This is a genomic window from Pseudomonas sp. GZD-222 (assembly GCF_049310525.1).
In the GTDB taxonomy this organism is placed as follows: domain Bacteria; phylum Pseudomonadota; class Gammaproteobacteria; order Pseudomonadales; family Pseudomonadaceae; genus Aquipseudomonas.
Genome location: NZ_JBMOWO010000026.1, coordinates 37025 through 56465, shown reverse-complemented (window position 1 = coordinate 56465; position 19441 = coordinate 37025). Strand labels below are relative to the sequence as shown.

General features: G+C 59.5%; 17 protein-coding genes. All 17 read right to left on the bottom strand.

The features are described 5' to 3' along the window. Positions 1–42: 42 nt before the first annotated feature. The 17 genes from ACO6VD_RS05250 to rpsB all read right to left on the bottom strand — a co-directional run bounded on the left by ACO6VD_RS05250 (position 43) and on the right by rpsB (position 19270). The gene (locus ACO6VD_RS05250; RefSeq protein WP_400170428.1) at positions 43–990 is read right to left on the bottom strand and encodes an acetyl-CoA carboxylase carboxyltransferase subunit alpha; all 948 of its coding nucleotides are present in this window, start codon (positions 988–990) and stop codon (positions 43–45) included. A 98-nt stretch (positions 991–1088) separates the two neighbouring features. Beyond that, positions 1089–4610: a DNA polymerase III subunit alpha gene (gene dnaE, locus ACO6VD_RS05245; protein ID WP_422417489.1), complete on the bottom strand. Its 3522-nt coding sequence runs from the start codon at positions 4608–4610 to the stop codon at positions 1089–1091. 108 nt (positions 4611–4718) lie between these two features. Then, positions 4719–5348, bottom strand: a complete 630-nt coding sequence (gene rnhB / locus ACO6VD_RS05240; RefSeq protein WP_400170426.1) for a ribonuclease HII — start codon at positions 5346–5348, stop codon at positions 4719–4721. Next, on the bottom strand, positions 5349–6476 hold the full coding sequence (lpxB, locus tag ACO6VD_RS05235) for a lipid-A-disaccharide synthase (RefSeq protein ID WP_422417488.1): 1128 nt from the start codon (positions 6474–6476) through the stop codon (positions 5349–5351). A 2-nt stretch (positions 6477–6478) separates the two neighbouring features. Further along, positions 6479–7255 carry an acyl-ACP--UDP-N-acetylglucosamine O-acyltransferase gene (gene lpxA / locus ACO6VD_RS05230; protein ID WP_038613984.1) on the bottom strand — a complete coding sequence of 259 codons (777 nt, stop codon included), beginning with the start codon at positions 7253–7255 and terminating at the stop codon, positions 6479–6481. Beyond that, positions 7252–7692, bottom strand: a complete 441-nt coding sequence (gene fabZ, locus ACO6VD_RS05225; RefSeq protein WP_038613986.1) for a 3-hydroxyacyl-ACP dehydratase FabZ — start codon at positions 7690–7692, stop codon at positions 7252–7254. Before fabZ ends, lpxA begins: the two co-directional genes overlap by 4 nt. A gap of 110 nt (positions 7693–7802) precedes the next feature. Further along, complete coding sequence (lpxD, locus tag ACO6VD_RS05220) at positions 7803–8858, bottom strand: UDP-3-O-(3-hydroxymyristoyl)glucosamine N-acyltransferase (RefSeq protein WP_422417492.1); 1056 nt, start codon at positions 8856–8858, stop codon at positions 7803–7805. A gap of 2 nt (positions 8859–8860) precedes the next feature. Then, positions 8861–9364: an OmpH family outer membrane protein gene (locus ACO6VD_RS05215; protein ID WP_045189677.1), complete on the bottom strand. Its 504-nt coding sequence runs from the start codon at positions 9362–9364 to the stop codon at positions 8861–8863. A 44-nt stretch (positions 9365–9408) separates the two neighbouring features. Next, the gene (gene bamA / locus ACO6VD_RS05210) at positions 9409–11757 is read right to left on the bottom strand and encodes an outer membrane protein assembly factor BamA (protein ID WP_422417487.1); all 2349 of its coding nucleotides are present in this window, start codon (positions 11755–11757) and stop codon (positions 9409–9411) included. Between the two features lie 74 nt (positions 11758–11831). Next, entirely contained in the window at positions 11832–13184 is a 1353-nt protein-coding gene (gene rseP / locus ACO6VD_RS05205; protein WP_422417486.1) for an RIP metalloprotease RseP, read from the bottom strand. 42 nt (positions 13185–13226) lie between these two features. Continuing rightward, positions 13227–14417 carry a 1-deoxy-D-xylulose-5-phosphate reductoisomerase gene (gene ispC, locus ACO6VD_RS05200; RefSeq protein ID WP_422417485.1) on the bottom strand — a complete coding sequence of 397 codons (1191 nt, stop codon included), beginning with the start codon at positions 14415–14417 and terminating at the stop codon, positions 13227–13229. After that, the gene (locus ACO6VD_RS05195) at positions 14414–15229 is read right to left on the bottom strand and encodes a phosphatidate cytidylyltransferase (protein ID WP_422417484.1); all 816 of its coding nucleotides are present in this window, start codon (positions 15227–15229) and stop codon (positions 14414–14416) included. The genes ispC and ACO6VD_RS05195 overlap by 4 nt, the downstream gene beginning before the upstream one ends. Further along, positions 15229–15984 (bottom strand): polyprenyl diphosphate synthase, encoded by a 756-nt coding sequence (uppS, locus tag ACO6VD_RS05190; RefSeq protein WP_400170420.1) that lies wholly within the window; start codon positions 15982–15984, stop codon positions 15229–15231. The genes ACO6VD_RS05195 and uppS overlap by 1 nt, the downstream gene beginning before the upstream one ends. 18 nt (positions 15985–16002) lie before the next feature. Next, the gene (frr, locus tag ACO6VD_RS05185; RefSeq protein ID WP_422417483.1) at positions 16003–16560 is read right to left on the bottom strand and encodes a ribosome recycling factor; all 558 of its coding nucleotides are present in this window, start codon (positions 16558–16560) and stop codon (positions 16003–16005) included. Beyond that, a complete protein-coding gene (gene pyrH / locus ACO6VD_RS05180) occupies positions 16557–17300 on the bottom strand; it encodes a UMP kinase (RefSeq protein WP_038614006.1) in 744 nt (247 codons plus the stop codon). Before pyrH ends, frr begins: the two co-directional genes overlap by 4 nt. Before the next feature lie 182 nt (positions 17301–17482). Further along, positions 17483–18346, bottom strand: coding sequence for a translation elongation factor Ts (gene tsf / locus ACO6VD_RS05175; protein ID WP_422417482.1), 864 nt, complete (start codon positions 18344–18346; stop codon positions 17483–17485). Between the two features lie 189 nt (positions 18347–18535). After that, complete coding sequence (rpsB, locus tag ACO6VD_RS05170; RefSeq protein WP_273893268.1) at positions 18536–19270, bottom strand: 30S ribosomal protein S2; 735 nt, start codon at positions 19268–19270, stop codon at positions 18536–18538. Between the last annotated feature and the right edge of the window lie 171 nt (positions 19271–19441).

The following is a 19441-nucleotide window of genomic DNA, read 5'->3' as shown; positions in this document are numbered from 1 at the left end:
GGGGGCGGGCTTGCCCCGCGATTGGAGCACCGATGTGTCAGATCAGAGCCCGTAGCTCATCAGACGGTCATAACGACGCTTGAGCAGCGCGTCGTTGTCGAACTTCTTGAGCATGTCCAGCTGTTCGATCAGTTCGCTGCGGATGCTCGCCGACATTTTCGCCGGGTCACGGTGCGCACCGCCCAGAGGCTCGGCGATGACCTTGTCGACAATACCCAGTCCCTTCAGGCGCTCAGCGGTGATGCCCATGGCTTCGGCGGCGTCAGAGGCCTTCTCGGCGGTCTTCCACAGAATCGAGGCGCAGCCTTCCGGCGAGATCACCGAGTAGGTGGAGTACTGCAGCATGTTCAGCTGATCGCACACGCCAATGGCCAGTGCGCCACCGGAACCACCCTCACCAATTACAGTGGCGATGATCGGGGTTTTCAGACGCGCCATGACCCGCAGATTCCAGGCAATGGCTTCGCTCTGGTTACGCTCTTCAGCGTCGATACCCGGGTAGGCGCCCGGCGTGTCGATGAAGGTCAGGATCGGCATCTTGAAGCGCTCGGCCATCTCCATCAGGCGGCACGCCTTGCGGTAGCCTTCCGGACGCGGCATGCCGAAGTTGCGGCGTACCTTCTCGCGTACTTCACGGCCTTTTTGATGACCGATGACCATCACTGGCTTGTCGTCCAGACGGGCAATACCACCGACAATTGCCGCGTCATCGGCAAAGTGACGGTCGCCGTGCAGTTCATCGAACTCGGTGAACAGGTGATCGATGTAGTCCAGGGTGTATGGACGACGCGGATGACGGGCCAGACGGGCAATCTGCCAGCTGGTCAGGTTGCCGAAAATGCTTTCGGTCAGAGTGCTGCTTTTGTCTTGCAGACGGGCGATTTCATCGCCGATGTTCAGCGAGTTGTCATTGCCGACCAGGCGCAGCTCTTCGATCTTGGCTTGCAGGTCAGCAATCGGCTGTTCGAAATCCAGAAAATTCGGGTTCATAGGCATCCGTCTAGGGTCTACGGCCAGGCGGCCGGCCGGTTGATCCGTTTGGCGCCCTACCTTAAGGGATCAGGCGCATTCAGGTCGAGATTAAAAATTCATCGATATTGCAAAAAGACGTTCTCACGCCCGAACTGGTCACGCAGCGCCTGAATCAGGCCATCCGCCGGGTCGATTCGCCAGCTTTCGCCAAACTGCAGCATGGCCTTGGCATCGCTGCCGGTGTACTCCATGGTGATCGGGCAAGCACCTCGATGGCGCTTGAACAACTCGCCCAGCCAGGTCAGCCGATCGCCCTTGAGGGCGTCGCTGTGCACTTTCAGGCGCAGGCTCTCAGCCAGGTTGGTGCGCGCATCCTCCATGCTCATGACCCGTTTGACCCGCAGGCGCAAGCCACCGGAGAAGTCATCATTACTGACCTCGCCCTCGACCACGACCATCGCATCGGTCTGCAACAGGGCCTGGGCAGCCATGAAGGCGTCGGCGAACAACGACGCCTCGATCCGTCCGGAACGGTCGTCGAGGGTGACAAAGCCCATCTTGTCACCCTTTTTGTTCTTCATCACCCGCAGGGCGATGATCATGCCTGCCACGGTCTGCGTGTCGCGAGCCGGTTTCAGGTCAATGATGCGTTGGCGGGCGAAGCGGCGAATCTCGCCCTCGTATTCGTCAATCGGGTGGCCGGTGAGGTACAGGCCCAAGGTGTCTTTTTCGCCACGCAGGCGCTCCTTGAGGGTCAGCTCGCGGGCTTTGCGGTGGTTGGCATAGACATCCGCGTCCGCTTCCTCGAACAGCCCACCAAACAGGTCTACGTGGCCACTGTCCGCGGTGCGGGCGGTCTGCTCGGCAGCTTTGATCGCTTCTTCCATGGTCGACAGCAGCACCGCACGGTTGCGGTCGATATTGGCCTGGTAAGCCTTGAGCTCGTCATGGAAATAAGGTCCCAGACGGTCGAGCGCACCGCTGCGCACCAGAGCATCGAGGGTACGTTTATTGATGCGCTTGAGGTCAACACGCTCACAGAAGTCGAACAAGTCTTTGAACGGGCCAGCCTTGCGCGCTTCGACGATGGCCTCTACCGGCCCCTCGCCCACACCCTTGATCGCTCCCAGGCCATAGACGATACGGCCGTCGTCGTTGACCGTGAACTTGAAGTCGGAGGTGTTCACATCCGGCGCATCAAGGCGCAGTTTCATGCTGCGCACTTCCTCGATCAAGGTCACGACCTTGTCGGTGTTGTGCATATCCGCCGACAGTACCGCGGCCATGAACGGTGCCGGGTAGTGGGTTTTCAGCCAGGCAGTCTGGTACGACACCAGGCCATAGGCTGCCGAGTGAGATTTGTTGAAGCCGTAGCCTGCGAACTTTTCTACCAGGTCGAAGATGTTACCTGCCAGGTCCGGGTCAATGTTGTTGGCCGCACAGCCCTCGATGAAACCGCCGCGCTGCTTGGCCATTTCCTCGGGCTTTTTCTTGCCCATGGCCCGGCGCAGCATGTCCGCGCCACCAAGGGTGTAACCGGCCATCACCTGGGCAATCTGCATCACCTGTTCCTGGTACAGGATGATGCCGTACGTCGGTGCCAGCACAGGTTTGAGGCCTTCGTACTGGTAGTCCGAGTGCGGGTAAGCCAGTTCGGCGCGACCGTGCTTGCGGTTGATAAAGTCGTCAACCATGCCCGACTGCAGCGGGCCGGGACGGAACAGTGCCACCAGTGCGATAAGGTCTTCCAGGCAGTCGGGCTTGAGCTTCTTGATCAGCTCCTTCATGCCCCGCGATTCCAGCTGGAACACCGCGGTGGTTTCGGCCTTTTGCAGCAGGTCGTAGGTCTTTTTGTCATCCAGAGGGATGAAGTCGATGTTCAGGTCAGGCAGCCCTTCCTTGGCCTGCTCGCGGTTGATGGTTTCCATCGCCCACTTGATGATCGTCAGGGTGCGCAGACCGAGGAAGTCGAACTTCACCAGGCCCGCGGCCTCGACGTCATCCTTGTCGAACTGGGTAACCAGACCGCCGCCTTCTTCATCGCAGGCAATCGGCGAAAAGTCGGTCAACTTGGTCGGCGCGATAACCACACCACCGGCGTGCTTACCGGTACCGCGGCAGACACCCTCGAGCTTGAGGGCCATGTCCCAGATTTCCTTGGCGTCCTCATCGGTCTTGAGGAAGTCGCGGAGCATCTCTTCCTGCTCGTAGGCTTTCTCCAGGGTCATGCCCACTTCGAACGGAATCATCTTCGACAGGCGATCAGCCAGGCCGTAAGACTTGCCCTGAACCCGCGCCACGTCGCGCACCACCGCCTTGGCGGCCATCGTGCCGAAGGTGATGATCTGGCTCACGGCGTTGCGGCCATACGCATCGGCCACATACTCGATTACCCGGTCGCGGCCATCCATGCAGAAGTCGACGTCGAAGTCGGGCATGGAAACCCGTTCCGGGTTGAGGAAACGTTCGAACAGCAGGTCATAGGCCAGCGGGTCGAGGTCGGTGATCTTCAGCACGTAAGCCACCAGCGAGCCAGCACCCGAACCCCGGCCCGGACCTACTGGCACGCCGTTGTTCTTGGCCCACTTGATGAAGTCCATAACGATCAGGAAGTAACCGGGGAAGCCCATCTGGATGATGATATCCAGCTCGAACTTCAAGCGATCAAGGTAGACCTGACGCTTCTCTTCATAGTTGGGCGTGGTCTCTTTCGGCCACAGCACCGCCAGGCGCTCTTCCAGGCCTTCATGGGAAACATGTCGCAGGTAATCGTCGATACCCATACCGTTGGGCGTCGGGAAGTCCGGGAGGAAGTGTTTGCCCAACTGCACCTGGATATTGCAGCGCTTGGCAATCTCCACGGTGTTGGCCACCGCGTCAGGCAGGTCGCTGAACAGCTCGGCCATCTCTTCCGGGCTTTTCAGGTACTGCTGGTCACTGTAGTTGCGCGAACGCCGCGGGTCGTCCAGGGCGCGGCCTTCGCCGATGCACACGCGGGTTTCATGGGCGTCGTAGTCCGACTGCTTGATGAAACGCACATCGTTGGTCGCCACCAGCGGCGCATTGAGCTTGTCGGCCAGGGCTACCGCAGCGTGCAGGTACTCTTCGTCGCCGGCGCGGTTGGTGCGCTGCACTTCGACGTAGAAACGCTCCGGGAACATCGCCATCCAGTCTTGCAGCAAGGCTTCGGCTTCATCAGGGTTGCCATTGAGCAACGCCATGCCGATATCGCCCTCTTTGGCCGCCGAGAGGGCGATCAACCCCTCGCTGGCCGCCGGGATCCAGTCCCGTTCGATAATCACCAGACCATTGCGCTGGCCTTCGACCCAGCCACGGGAGATCAACTCGGTGAGGTTGCGATAACCCTTGGCGTCCATGGCCAGAAAGCAGATACGTGACAGCGGTGCATCAGGATCACGATTGGCCAGCCACAGGTCGGCACCACAGATCGGCTTTATGCCCGAACCCATGGCGTTCTTGTAGAACTTGACCAGCGAGCACATGTTGCTCTGGTCGGTAACCGCTACGGCCGGCATGTTCATCGAGGCCAGTGCCTTGGCCAGCGGCTTGATCCGCACCAGGCCATCGACCAGCGAGAATTCGGTGTGCAGGCGAAGATGAACGAAAGAAACCGGCATGATGATCCTATAGCAGCACAAAACAACAAGGCCCGGATTGTACCGGGCCTTGATAAAAACAGCAGCCAGTGAAGGTGGATCCTGACTACTGACACTTGCCTCGATCGGTCAGATCTCGGCAAACCCGCTAGTCAGCGCATCACGGGCTTCGAAGGCCGCACGCACCGGTGCGAAAGAGCGGCGGTGAATCGGCGTCGGCCCCAAGCGCGCAAGCGCTTCCAGGTGCACCGGGGTTGGATAGCCCTTGTGCCCGCCAATACCGTAGCCGGGATAGATCAGCTCGAACGCAGCCATCTCGCGGTCACGGGTGACCTTGGCCAGGATCGACGCAGCAGCTATCGCCGGCACCTGGCTATCGCCTTTGACCACAGGTGCCGCTGGCACCGACAGTTTAGGGCAGCGATTACCGTCGATCAGCGCCAGTTTTGGCGTAACGCTCAGGCCTTCGACCGCGCGCTGCATGGCCAGCATGGTGGCATGCAGGATGTTCAGCTCGTCGATTTCCTCGACCTCGGCGCGGGCGATGCAAAAGCTCAGGGCTTTCTCACAGATCTCGTCAAAGAGCTTTTCGCGACGCGCCTCGGTGAGTTTCTTCGAGTCGTTGAGACCGAGAATCGGCCGCTGCGGATCGAGAATCACCGCTGCGGTCACTACCGCACCGCACAGTGGGCCGCGGCCGACTTCGTCGACGCCGGCGACCAGGTCTTCGACCAAGTTGAAGTCCAGTCCCATTTGCATCTATCGGGTTTCCAGCAAGGCCAGCACCGCGTCAGCTGCCTGGTTCGAGGCATCGCGGCGCAGGGTACGGTGAATCTGGTCAAAGCCTTCAGTCTGCTGAGCACCGCCGGTAACCAGCGGCGCCAGGGTCTGCGCCAGTGCTTCGGGGGTAGCGGCCTCCTGCAATAACTCGGGCACCAGCATGCGCTGGGCCAGCAGGTTGGGCAGGGATACGTAGGGGCTTTTGACCAGTCGTTTGAGAATCCAGTAGGTCAGCGGTGCCAAACGGTAGGCAACCACCATCGGCCGCTTGAACAACAGCGCTTCCAGGGTGGCGGTACCCGAAGCGATCAACACCGCATCACAGGCTGCCAGCGCCTGATGCGACTGACCGTCGAGCAGGGTCAACGGCAGGTCACGACCCGCCACCATTTGCTCCAGCTGGGCACGGCGCTCGGCATTGGCGCACGGCGAAACGAAGCGCACGCCCGGTACCAGTTCACGCAAGCGCTGGGCGGTATCGAGAAACAACGCACCCAAACGTCCTACTTCACCGCCACGGCTACCGGGCATCAGGGCCACCAGTGGCCCTTCACCGACACCCAGTTGTGCGCGGGCAGCGAAGCGGTCAGCCTCAAGCGGAATACTGTCGGCCAGCGGATGACCTACAAAACGTACCGGCACACCCTTCTCTTCGTAGAACTTTGCCTCGAAGGGGAACAGCGTGAGCATCAGATCACAGCCTTCGCGGATCTTCAGTACACGCTTCTGCCGCCAGGCCCAGACCGAAGGACTGACATAGTGCACGGTCTTGATCCCGGCTTTGCGCAGGTTCAATTCGATATTGAGGGTGAAGTCAGGGGCGTCGATGCCGATGAACACATCCGGGCGTTCTTCGATCAGGGTCTGGATCAGCGCCTTGCGCCGCTTGAGCAGCTCGCGCAGGCGGCCCAGCACCTCGACCAGCCCCATGACCGCCAGGCGCTCCATGGGGAAATAGGACACCAGACCCTCTGCCTGCATCAGCGGCCCACCGACACCAATGAACCGTACCTGAGGGTGGCGCTGCTTGAGCGCACGCATCAATCCGGCGCCAAGAATATCGCCGCTGGCCTCACCCGCCACCAGCGCTACACAGAGCTCAGCCATGGTCAGCGGGTGATGCCGCGGGTGGAGTTCTGGATCGACTTGAGGAAGACGTCGACTTCAGGGAACTGGGCTGCAGGCTCGGCCAGCTCGGCAATCGCCTGCTCAACGGTCAAACCCTGGCGATAGACCACCTTGTAAGCGCGGCGCAGGGCGTGAATGGCATCTTCGCTGAAGCCACGACGGCGCATGCCCTCGAAGTTCATGCTACGTGCTTCGGCCGGGTTGCCGAAAACCGTTACATAAGCCGGTACATCCTTGCCGATGGCGGTGCCCATGCCGGAAAAGCTGTGAGCGCCGATATGACAGAACTGATGCACCAGAGTGAACCCGGAAAGGATCGCCCAATCGTCAACATGCACATGCCCGGCCAGCGCGGTATTGTTGACCAGGATGCAGTGGTTGCCGATGACGCTGTCGTGACCGATGTGGGCATAGGCCATGATCAGGTTGTGATCACCCAAGGTGGTTTCCGAGCGATCCTGCACGGTGCCACGGTGGATGGTTACGCCTTCACGGATGACATTGTGGTCACCGATTACCAGGCGCGTAGGCTCACCCTTGTACTTGAGGTCAGGGGTATCCTCACCTACCGAGGAGAACTGGTAGATGCGATTGTGCCGACCGATACGGGTCGGACCTTTGAGGATGACATGCGGACCAATAACGGTCCCCTCCCCGATCTCGACCCCGGCACCGACGATAGACCAAGGGCCAACCTCGACGCCGTCGGCGATCTTCGCCGAAGGATCGATGATTGCCCGAGGGTCAATCAAACTCATAGTTTGCGTTCCGCGCAGATGATCTCGGCCGAGCACACAGGCTTGCCGTCGACCGACGCCTGGCATTCGAACTTCCAGATCTGGCGCTTGCAGCTGATGAACTTGGCCTCAAGGATCAACTGATCGCCCGGCAGGACCGGTTGACGGAAGCGCAGCTTGTCGGAACCGACGAAGTAGTACAGCGTACCGTCCGCAGGTTTCACGTCGAGCATCTTGAAGCCAAGGATACCGGCCGCCTGGGCCATGGCTTCAATGATCAGTACGCCGGGCATGATCGGGTGCGCCGGAAAGTGACCATTGAAGAAAGGCTCGTTGATGCTGACATTCTTGTAGGCACGAATGCGCTGAGCCTCGACGTCCAGGTCCACTACCCGGTCCACCAGCAGGAACGGGTAACGGTGAGGCAGGTATTCGCGAATCTCGTTGATGTCCATCATTTCGGGGGGAAGCCTGTAGTAAAGATAGGGAGCGCCCGCTTTTGCCAGGCGCTCCTTTTGCAAATCAAAGAGTCAGCCTGCGGCTATTTACTCTCGATCAGGAAATGGTATCAGCCATCTGATGAAGGCTGGCTGTCCGAGGTCACGACCTCGACACGCTTTTCCAACTGTTGAAGGCGTTTCGCCATCTCGTCGAGCTGGCGAATCCGCGCGGCACTTTTACGCCACTCGCCAAGCGGCTGCATCGCCGTACCGGAAGAATAAGCCCCAGGCTCGGTAATCGAGCGTGTGACCATGGTCATGCCGGATACGAAAACGCCGTCGCAGACATCAATATGCCCAACCATGCCGACACCGCCGGCAATGGTGCAATGCTTGCCGATTTTGGTGCTGCCGGAAATACCGACGCAAGCCGCCATCGCCGTGTGATCACCAATTTGTACGTTATGAGCGATCTGGATCTGGTTGTCGAGCTTGACCCCGTCACCGATCCGCGTGTCTGCCAGGGCGCCACGGTCTATGGCGGTGTTTACACCGATTTCGACGTCGTCGCCGATAGTGACACCACCGATCTGGGCAATCTTCTGCCAGACACCTTTTTCGTTGGCAAAGCCGAAGCCCTCACCACCGATGACCGCGCCCGACTGGATCACCACACGCTTACCAATCCGCACGTCGTGGTACAGGGTCACCCGCGGCGCCAGCCAGCCACCTTCGCCGATCACGCAACGCGCGCCGACAAAGCACTGGGCACCGATAGTCACACCTGGACCGATGTGCGCGCCACTCTCGATCACCGCACAGGCACCGACACTGGCACTGGCATCGACCTGAGCATCGGCAGCAACCACGGCGCTGGGATGAATTCCCGCTACAGCCTTGGGCTTTGGATCGAACAGGTGGGAAATGCGTGCGTAGGCGAGGTACGGATCGGGAACGATCAGCGCGTTGCCGGCAAAGCCTTCGGCATCGGCCGACTTGAGCAGGATCGCCGCCGCATGGCTGTCACCGAGGTACTTGCGGTACTGCGGATTGGCGAGAAAGCTCAATTGCCCCGGCCCGGCTTCCTGAAGGGTTGCCAGGCCAGTGATTTCCAGCTCCTCGGGGCCACTCAGGGTGGCTCCGAGGAACTCGGCCAACTGACCGAGTTTCATGGTCACAGTCATGTTCAACGGGACTGATTCATGCGCTCGATGACTTGGCGAGTGATGTCGTACTGAGGTTTGACATCAATCACCGCACCACGCTCGAGCACGAGGTCAAAACCGCCCTTCTTGATCACTTCTTCAACAGCACCGTCCAGCTTCGGCTTCAGTTGCTTGAGCATTTCGCGGTCGGCAACGGCCTTGGACTCGTTCAGCTCCTTGGACTGGAACTGGAAGTCACGGGCTTTCTGCTTGTATTCAAGCTCCAGACGCTCGCGCTCTGGCTGGGCCATCTTGTCGCCACCGGCACGGATACGGTCGGCAATGCCTTTGGCGCTGCTTTCCAGATTCTTCAGTTTGGTCAGCTGCGGGCCGAACTTCTTCTCGGCATCGACTGCGTACTTCTTCGCCGCATCCGATTCCAGCAGGGCCATCTGATAGTTCAGGACAGCAATTTTCATTTCGGCGAAAGCCGGGGTTGCGATCAGGGTCGCAGCCAGTACTGCCAGTTGGGTCAACTTACGCACGATGCACTCCTACAGAATCCGTTGTCGTTAGCAAGGGGCAGACCTTAGAAGGTCTGACCCAGAGAGAATTGGAACACCTGGGTATCGGCTTCGTCCGGCTTCTTCACCGGCATGGCCAGGCTGAAGCTCAACGGACCGAGTGCAGTAATCCAGGTAACGCCCAGGCCGACGGAGCTGGCCAGGCCCGACAGGCCGACCTTCTCGCAGTCCGGCTTGGAGCCGCAGTTGGTATCGAACACGTTACCCACGTCCCAGAATACCGAGGTACGCAGCGAGCGTTGGTCCTTGACGAACGGCAGCGGGAACAGCAGCTCTACACCACCCTGAACGAGGACGTTACCACCGAACGGCAGCGGGTCCTGGTCCGGGTCGGCGATAGTGCCCGGGTTGTGACCGTCACTTGGGGTACTGCGCGGGCCAAGGCTGCTGTCCTTGAAACCACGAACCGAGTTGAAACCACCGGCATAGTAGTTCTCGTAGAACGGCAGGCCCGAAGTGCCGCCGAAACCATCACCATAGCCCAGTTCGGTGTGCAGACGCAGGGTGTAGTCGTTGGTGATCGGCTTGAACAGCTGGCCACGGTAGTCAAGCTTGAAGAACGACAGGTCGCTGCCTGGCGTGGTTGCCTCAAGCACCAGGCTCTGGGAATGACCACGGGTAGCCAGCACGCCTTTGTTCAGGGTCGACTCGGACCAGCCGGCGGACGCCTTGAAGTTCAGGTACTTGTCACCTTCTTCGTTAACGAAGTCGAAGATCTCGTCAACGGTGTACTTACCGGTCTTGATCTCATCCTGCTGTACAGTCAGGCCGAAGGTCAGACGCGAGGTTTCGCTGATCGGGTAACCGACGCTGACGCCCGCACCCAGGCTGTCGACCGCATAGCTGGCAACGTCGACGTCGAGGTCGTCGTAGTCAGTGGTGCGATAGAAGGCGTTGTAGCCCAGGCTAACGCCGTCGGCAGTCCAGTAGGGGTCAACAAAGCCGAAGTTGTAGCGGCTCTGGTATTCACTGCGGGTCAGACCGATGGAGACCTTGTTACCGGTACCCAGGAAGTTGGTCTGGCTGATCGAACCGCCGAGGATCAGACCAGCGCTCTGGGCGAAACCGACGCTGGCAGTGATCGAACCGGACGCTTGTTCTTCGACGCTGTAGTTGACGTCGACCTGGTCATCGGTACCCGGAACAGCCGGGGTCTCGACGTTGACTTCCTTGAAGAAGCCCAGGCGCTCGAGACGGGTCTTGGACTGGTCGATCAGGTAGGTCGACGCCCAGCCACCTTCCATCTGGCGCATTTCACGACGCAGCACTTCGTCTTCCGACTTGGTGTTGCCACGGAAGTTGATACGGTTGACGTAGGCACGCTTGCCCGGATCGACCACGAACATGATGTCGACGGTGTGATCCTGGTCGTTCGGCTGTGGCACGCCGTTGACGTTGGCGAAGGTGTAGCCTTCGTTACCCAGACGACGGGTGATCAGCTCGGAGGTCGTGGTCATCACCTTACGCGAGAACACCTGACCCGGTTGCACCAGCATCAGCGACTTGATCTGCTCTTCCGGCACCTTGAGGTCACCGGACAGTTTCACGTCACGAACGGTGTACTTCTCACCTTCGTTGACGTTGACAGTGATGTAGACGTGCTTCTTGTCCGGGGTGATCGACACCTGGGTGGAGGCGATGTCCATGTTGATGTAGCCACGGTCCAGGTAGTAGGAACGCAGACGCTCCAGGTCACCGGAGAGTTTTTCACGGGCATACTTGTCATCGTTCTTGAAGAACGACAGCCAGTTGGTGGTCTTGAGCTCGAACAGGCCGACCAGGTCTTCTTCAGGGAAGACGGTGTTACCCACCACGTTGATGTGCTGGATAGCGGCAACGGTGCCTTCGTTGATCTTGATCTTCAGACCCACGCGGTTGCGCGGCTGAGGCACGACTTCAGTCTCGACCTCCGCCGAGTAACGACCCTGGGCAACGTACTGGCGTTGCAGTTCGTTACGCACACCTTCAAGGGTGGCGCGCTGGAAAATCTCGCCCTCGGACAGGCCAGACTGTTTCAGACCTTTCATCAGGTCTTCAGTGCTGATGGCCTTGTTGCCTTCGATCTCGATACTGGACACCGAAGGACGCTCAACTACGGTAATGATCAGGACGTTGCCGTCACGACCCAGTTGGATGTCCTGGAAGAAACCGGTCTTGAACAGCGCCCGGGTGGAATCCACCAGGCGACGGTCATCGGCCTCATCCCCGACGTTCAATGGCAGAGCACCGAATACGCTGCCCGCGGAAACCCGCTGCAGACCATTGACACGAATATCGGAGATGGTGAAGGACTCGGCGTGAACTTCAGCGATCATCAGTACGGCGAGAACCGCAGTTAGCAGCAGACGTTTCATGAAGTCCTTTCTTATTCCAACTGGCAATAAACGACCCGCCGCGGGACGCGGCAGGTTCGCAATTGAGCGAAGCTTTACAGTCGACCCAAATCGTTTATCAGGGCAAGCAACATCACCCCGACTACCAAACTGATACCGATCTGGATCCCCCAACCTTGCACCCGATCCGAAAGCGGACGACCACGCGCCCATTCGATCAGGTAGAACAGCAAATGCCCCCCATCCAACACTGGAATGGGCAGCAAATTAAGAACCCCCAGGCTAATGCTCAGGTAGGCGAGGAAATTCAGGAAATCCCCAACGCCTGACTGGGCTGAAGCGCCCGCCACTTTAGCAATGGTTATCGGTCCGCTCAAGTTTTTTACCGAGAGCTCGCCGAACAGCATTTTCTTCAACGATTCGAGGGTCAGGACACTCATGTTCCAGGTCCGTGAAAGCCCCTCGCCTACAGCCTCCAGTGGCCCATAGCTGACCTCGCGAAGCATGGCATCCGGCCACTTGACTGGCTTTACGCCAGCCCCGAGGTAACCCGTGGCCGACTTACCTTCGCCACGACTGGCCAGGGTAACAGGTATATCAAGCGTCGCCCCATCACGTTCGACCTGCAGCAACACCTTGCTGCCAGCGCGTCCGCGCACGGTATCAACCACCTGCTGCCAGTCATTGAGAGCCTTGCCGTCAAGGCTCAGCAAGCGATCGCCGGTTTGCAGGCCTGCGGCCTTGGCAGGCCCCTTGGGGTCCAGTTCAGCCAGCACCGGCGGCAATGCCGGACGCCACAGACGTAACCCCAGGGAGCGGATAGGGTCGGGTTCGTCAGCCCCTTTAAGCCAGTTATCCAGGGTCAGCACATGAGCGCTGTCGGCGGTTGCGCCCTCTTCGCGCACATTGATGTGCAACTGGCCGCTTTCACCCAGGCGACGAATCAACTGCAGATTGACAGCAGACCAGCCGCTGGTCGCCTTGCCATCAATAGAAACAATTTCCTGGCCAGCTTTCAGGCCGGCAGCTTCCGCCACACTGCCCGCTTCAACGCCACCGATGACCGGGCGCTCCTGCTGGGTACCGAGCATGGCCAGTACCCAGAAAAACAGAATAGCCAGGAGAAAGTTGGCAACCGGACCGGCTGCAACGATAGCAATACGCTGGCGCACCGACTTGCGATTGAAGGATTGTTCGATCTGCTCGGGCGGCACATCGCCTTCACGCTCATCGAGCATCTTGACGTAGCCACCCAGCGGGATGGCCGCCACCACGAATTCGGTGCCATGGCGGTCGTGCCAGCGCAGCAGCGGCATGCCGAAACCTACGGAAAAGCGCAGAACCTTGACGCCACAACGCCGGGCCACCCAGAAGTGACCGAATTCGTGAAAGGTAACCAGCACACCCAATGCCACCAGGGTGCCGATAATCATGTAGAGCGCACTCATATCTTTCTCCGAATGACGTTCAGCCCAACCAGGCGCCCGGCCTCAGCGCCCGTGATGGTTCAACCATTGCCCGGCCAGTTGCCGGGCTCGCTGATCTGCGGCAAACACCGCATCAAGCGTCTGCACCGCTACGACCGGCTCCTGGTCCAGCACTTGTTCGATCATACTCGCGATCTGCGGGAAGCGAATGCGCCGCTGGAGAAATGCCTCGACTGCCACTTCATTGGCAGCATTGAGCATTGCCGGCGCACTGTTGCCCGCCTCGGCCGCCTGACGCGCCAGGCGCAGGCAGGGGAAGCGTTGCTCATCGGGCGCCTGGAAGTCCAGGCGGGCCACCGCAAACAGATCCAGCGGCGCAACACCGGAATCAATCCGCTGCGGCCAGGCCAGGGCATTGGCGATCGGCGTACGCATATCCGGGTTACCCAACTGGGCCAGCACCGAACCATCGACATAGTCGACCAGCGAATGGATCACGCTCTGCGGATGCACCACCACCTCGACCTGACTCGGCCGCGCGTCGAACAACCAGCACGCTTCGATCAGCTCAAGCCCCTTGTTCATCATGCTCGCCGAGTCGACCGAAATTTTGCGCCCCATGGACCAGTTCGGATGGGCACAGGCCTGCTCCGGACTGACCTCGGCCAATTCGGCCAGTGGCGTTTCGCGAAACGGTCCACCGGAGGCAGTCAGCAGGATACGCCGCACACCAACCTGGGACAGGCCTCGGGCATAGTCGCCTGGCAAGCACTGGAAAATTGCGTTGTGCTCACTGTCGATTGGCAGCAGCACCGCACCACTGCGCTGCACTGCCTGCATGAACAGGGCGCCGGACATCACCAGCGCTTCCTTGTTCGCCAACAACACCTTCTTGCCGGCTTCGACCGCCGCCAGGGTTGGGCGCAAGCCTGCGGCACCGACAATCGCCGCCATCACCGCGTCAACTTCAGGGGCTGCCGCCACCTGACACAAGCCCGCTTCGCCTTCGAGCACCTCGGTGACTGAACCCGCCGCCGCCAGCCCTGCGCGCAATTGCTGTGCAGCTTCAGCCGACGGCACTACGGCAAATGCCGGCGCATGACGCAGGCACAGCGCGAGCAACTCTGGCAACCGTGAATAGCCGCTCAGAGCGAACACCTGGTAGCGCTCGGGATGGCGAGCAATCACATCCAGCGTGCTCAGCCCAATCGAGCCGGTAGCACCCAGTACGGTAATACGCTGCACGCTGCTCACATCACGCCCCAATTGGCTGCCCAGAGCAGCACGGCAAACAACGGAATGGCCGCAGTCAGGCTGTCGATACGGTCCAGCACACCACCGTGACCGGGCAGCAGGTTGCTGCTGTCCTTGATCCCGGAGCGGCGCTTGAACATGCTTTCGGTCAAATCACCGACCACCGACACCAGCACGACGATGGCAGCGCCCAGCAGGCCCAGCAGCAGCTCAGCGACACTCCAGCCGCGATTGAGACCGACTACAAGGGTAATCACCAGGCTCAACGCCAGACCACCGTAGACACCTTCCCAACTCTTGCCCGGGCTCACCTGTGGCGCCAGCTTGCGCTTGCCGAAGGCACGCCCGGAGAAGTAAGCGCCGATATCCGCACCCCAGACCAGCACCATGACCGCCATGATCAACCAGTTACCCAAGGGCCAGTGCTTGAGCAGCACTAGGCCTTGCCAGGCGGGCAACAGAATCAGCAGGCCGATCAACAAACGGCACGCAACACTGGACCACAGCTCGCTGCTGCGCGGATACGTCAGCACCAGCCAGGTCGCCACGCCCCACCACAACACCGAAGCCCCCAACACCCAGGGCGCCAGGTCCGGCATGAGGTAAAGCAGCATCAGCAGACCAGCCACCACAGCTGCATAAGCCACGCGTACCGTTTGCGCGACCAGGCCTGCCAGACGCGCCCATTCCCAGGCACCGAGGGTGACTACCAGGCCGATGAACAGGGCAAAATCCCCACCATCGAGCAAGAAGAAGCCTCCCAGGGCGATCGGCAACAGGATCAGCGCAGTGATGATGCGTTGTTTAAGCATTAAGCACGGGCTCCAGCTTCGACCTGCTCGCTGGTTTTCCCGAAGCGGCGCTGGCGCGAAGCATAATCGGCCAACGCAGTGCGCATGGCCTCGTGTTTGAAGTCCGGCCAGAACAGGTCGGAGAAATACAGCTCGGCGTAGGCCAGCTGCCACAACAGGAAGTTGCTGATGCGATGCTCGCCGCCGGTACGGATGCACAGGTCGGGCAGCGGCAGATCACCTGTTGCCAGGCAGGTCTGCAGCAGCTCAGGCGTGATGTCGTCCGGGCGCAAGTGACCAGCCTGAACTTCGCGTGCCAGGCGCTGGGCGGCCTGGGCGATATCCCATTGACCGCCATAATTGGCGGCGATTTGCAGGATGAAGCGGTTGCTGCCAGCGGTCAGCGCTTCGGCTTCGCGCATGGCGGCCTGCAGCTCTGGGTGAAAGCGCGAGCGGTCACCGATGATACGCAGGCTGATGTTGTTGTCGTTGAGGCGCTTGGCTTCCCGGCGCAAGGCCGAGAAGAACAGCTCCATCAACGCCCCGACCTCTTCGGCCGGGCGCTGCCAGTTTTCGCTGGAGAAGGCGAACAGGGTCAAGACCTCGACCTTGGCCTCGGCGCACACCTCGATGACAGCGCGCACTGCGTCGACACCCGCCTTGTGCCCGGCGACACCGGGCAACAGGCGCTTCTTCGCCCAGCGATTATTCCCATCCATGATAATCGCGACATGGCGCGGCACCGATGGGGACACACCCTGTTTGCTCTTTTCCATTAAAAAAAGTCCCGACCTTTAAACGGCCATCAGGTCCTTTTCTTTCTCTTCCGTGGCCTTGGTGATCTGGGCCTCGGCATCTTTCGTCAGCTTGTCGATATCAGCGATTGCACGACGCTCTTCGTCTTCACTGATTTCCTTGTCTTTGACCAGCTTCTTCAGCTCACCCAGAGCATCGCGGCGAATGTTGCGCACGGCAACGCGAGCATCTTCGGCTGCGCTGCGTGCCTGCTTGGTGAAGCCCTTGCGGGTCTCTTCAGTCAGGGCTGGCATGGAGATCAGCAGCAACTCACCCAGGTTGGTCGGGTTGAGGTTCAAGCCGGCGCTCTGGATGGCCTTGTCGATGGCAGCGAGCATGTTGCGCTCGAAAGCCACGACCTGCAGGGTGCGCGAATCTTTCACGGTGACGTTGGCCACGCCGCTCAGCGGGGTGTCGGAACCGTAGTAAGGCACCATCACGCTTGCCAGGATGCTTGGGTGTGCCTTGCCGGTACGAATCTGGCCGAATGCGTGAGCCAGAGACTCCAGGGATTTCTGCATGCGCGCTTGGGCGTCTTTCTTGATTTCGTTGATCATTTTTGAACTTCCTCGATCAGGGTTCCTTCCGCGCCGCCATGCACGATGTTCAGCAGGGCGCCGGGCTTGTTCATGTTGAAGACGCGCAGCGGCATCTTGTGGTCGCGGCACAGGCAAATTGCCGTCAGGTCCATCACGCCCAGTTTGCGATCCAGCACTTCATCGTAGGTCAGATGATCGAACTTCTCGGCATGCGGGTCTTTGAATGGATCTGCAGTGTATACACCATCGACCTTGGTTGCCTTCAATACCACGTCGGCATCGATTTCGATGGCGCGCAGGCAAGCGGCAGAGTCGGTGGTGAAGAACGGGTTGCCGGTACCGGCAGCGAAGATTACAACTTCTTTCGAGTTCAGGTGGCGCATGGCTTTGCGACGATCATAGTGATCGGTCACTCCCACCATGGAGATAGCCGACATGACGATAGCGGTAATGTTCGCTCGCTCCAGCGCATCACGCATGGCCAGCGCGTTCATCACAGTGGCCAGCATACCCATGTGGTCGCCGGTAACGCGATCCATGCCGGCGGCACTGAGCGCCGCACCACGAAACAGGTTGCCACCACCGATCACCAAGCCGACCTGAACACCGATGCCGACCAGTTGGCCGACTTCCAGCGCCATGCGATCCAGGACTTTGGGGTCGATCCCGAACTCTTCCGAGCCCATCAGGGCCTCGCCGCTAAGCTTGAGTAGAATGCGTTTATAGCGAGCTTGATAACCACTGCCCTGCTGAGCCATTGCGAATCTCTCCTGCGGCGTTTGTAAAAAATTCTGGCGGACTGTTGTCAGTCTGCGCGTAACTCTAGTGTGGCGCAGCTACTGCGCCAGCGAGCAGCGGTCTCGTAAACCGCCCCCGCTTTGACAAAGAGGCTGCGCGCGTGAGCGGGCAGCCTCTTCGGGGCGACAGAGGTGAGTCTGTCTTACTGCTTGGCAGCAGCCAGCTGTGCGGCAACTTCTTCAGCGAAGTTGTCGACTGGCTTCTCGATGCCTTCGCCTACTTTGAAGTAGGTGAAGGAAACGATTTCAGCGCCGGCTTTCTTGGCCAGTTCGCCGACCTTGATTTCCGGGTTCATGACGAACGCTTGCTCGACCAGGCTGGCTTCGGCCAGGAACTTCTTGATACGACCGTCGATCATGTTGGCGACGATGTTCTCAGGCTTGCCCTTCATCTTCTCTTCGTTCAGCTGCATGAATACAGCCTTCTCGCGCTCGATTGCTTCAGCGGAGACTTCCGATGGATTCAGGAACTCTGGGTTGCTGGCAGCCACGTGCATGGCGATTTCTTTGGCCAGCTGGACGTCACCGCCCTTCAGGACAACAGCAACACCGATCTTGTTACCGTGCAGGTAGGTGCCGACTACGTCACCCTCAACACGTACCAGACGACGGATGTTGACGTTTTCGCCAACCTTGGCAACCAGGGCCTCACGAGCAGCTTCGCGCGAAGCGATCAGCGGAGCGGCATCGGTCAGCTTCTCGGCGAAAGCCTGTTCAACGCTTTCAGCGACAAAGTTTTTGAAGTCGTCTTGCAGAGCCAGGAAGTCGGTCTGCGAGTTGACTTCCAGCAGAACGGCGGACTTCTCGTCGGCCTTGATGGCGATTGCGCCTTCAGCGGCAACGTTACCAGCCTTCTTGGCGGCCTTGATGGCGCCCGAAGCACGCATGTCATCAATGGCTTTTTCGATGTCGCCGCCAGCCTTTTCCAAGGCCTTTTTGCAATCCATCATGCCTTCGCCGGTACGCTCACGCAGTTCTTTGACCAGCGCTGCAGTAATTGCTGCCATTTCAAATTCCTCTTGGATAGGTTTTCAACCATTCCACCCGATACTTGACGGGCGTTCAATTCTGTAAATCCACTCATCAACACTCATGCCCGAACAAGCTTGCAACGGCGATGCTGACAAGAGGATTTCAAGGTGGCAAAAAGGGGGCCTAGCCCCCTTTTTGCGTGCCGAGTAGACGCCAGGCGTCAATTACTCAGCAGCTGGTGCCGCTTCTTCAGCGTAAACTTCGGTGCCACCGGCAACGTTGTTGCGACCACGGATAACGGCGTCAGCCATCGAACCCATGTACAGCTGGATAGCGCGGATGGCGTCATCGTTACCTGGGATGATGTAGTCAACGCCTTCTGGGCTGCTGTTGGTATCGACAACGCCGATGACCGGGATGCCCAGCTTGTTGGCTTCGGTGATAGCGATGCGCTCGTGGTCAACGTCGATCACGAACAGGGCATCAGGCAGGCCGCCCATGTCCTTGATACCACCCAGGCTGCGATCCAGTTTTTCCAGATCACGGGAGCGCATCAGCGCTTCTTTCTTGGTCAGCTTGGTGAAAGTGCCATCTTCGGCCTGGGTTTCCAGGTCGCGCAGGCGCTTGATCGAAGCACGGATGGTTTTGTAGTTGGTCAGCATGCCGCCCAACCAGCGGTGATCGACGTACGGCGAACCGCAACGTGCTGCTTCTTCAGCAACGATCTTGCCAGCGGAACGCTTGGTGCCGACGAACAGAATCTTGTTTTTGCCCTGGGCCAGACGCTCTACGAAAGTCAGAGCTTCGTTGAACATTGGCAGGGTTTTTTCAAGGTTGATGATGTGAATCTTGTTGCGCGCGCCGAAAATGTACTTACCCATTTTCGGGTTCCAGTAACGGGTTTGGTGACCGAAGTGCACACCGGCCTTCAGCATATCGCGCATGTTGACTTGGGACATGATAGTTCCTTGATAAGTCGGGTTGGGCCTCCACGTATCCCAATGACCAACCCAGGATCCGTAGATCAAAGGCACCCAGGTCATCGTGTCGACACGTGTGTGGGTTTAAGCTTGCGGGGCTATCCCCGTAAAGCGGCGCATTTTATATCACAGAAGCGGGCCGAACGGAAC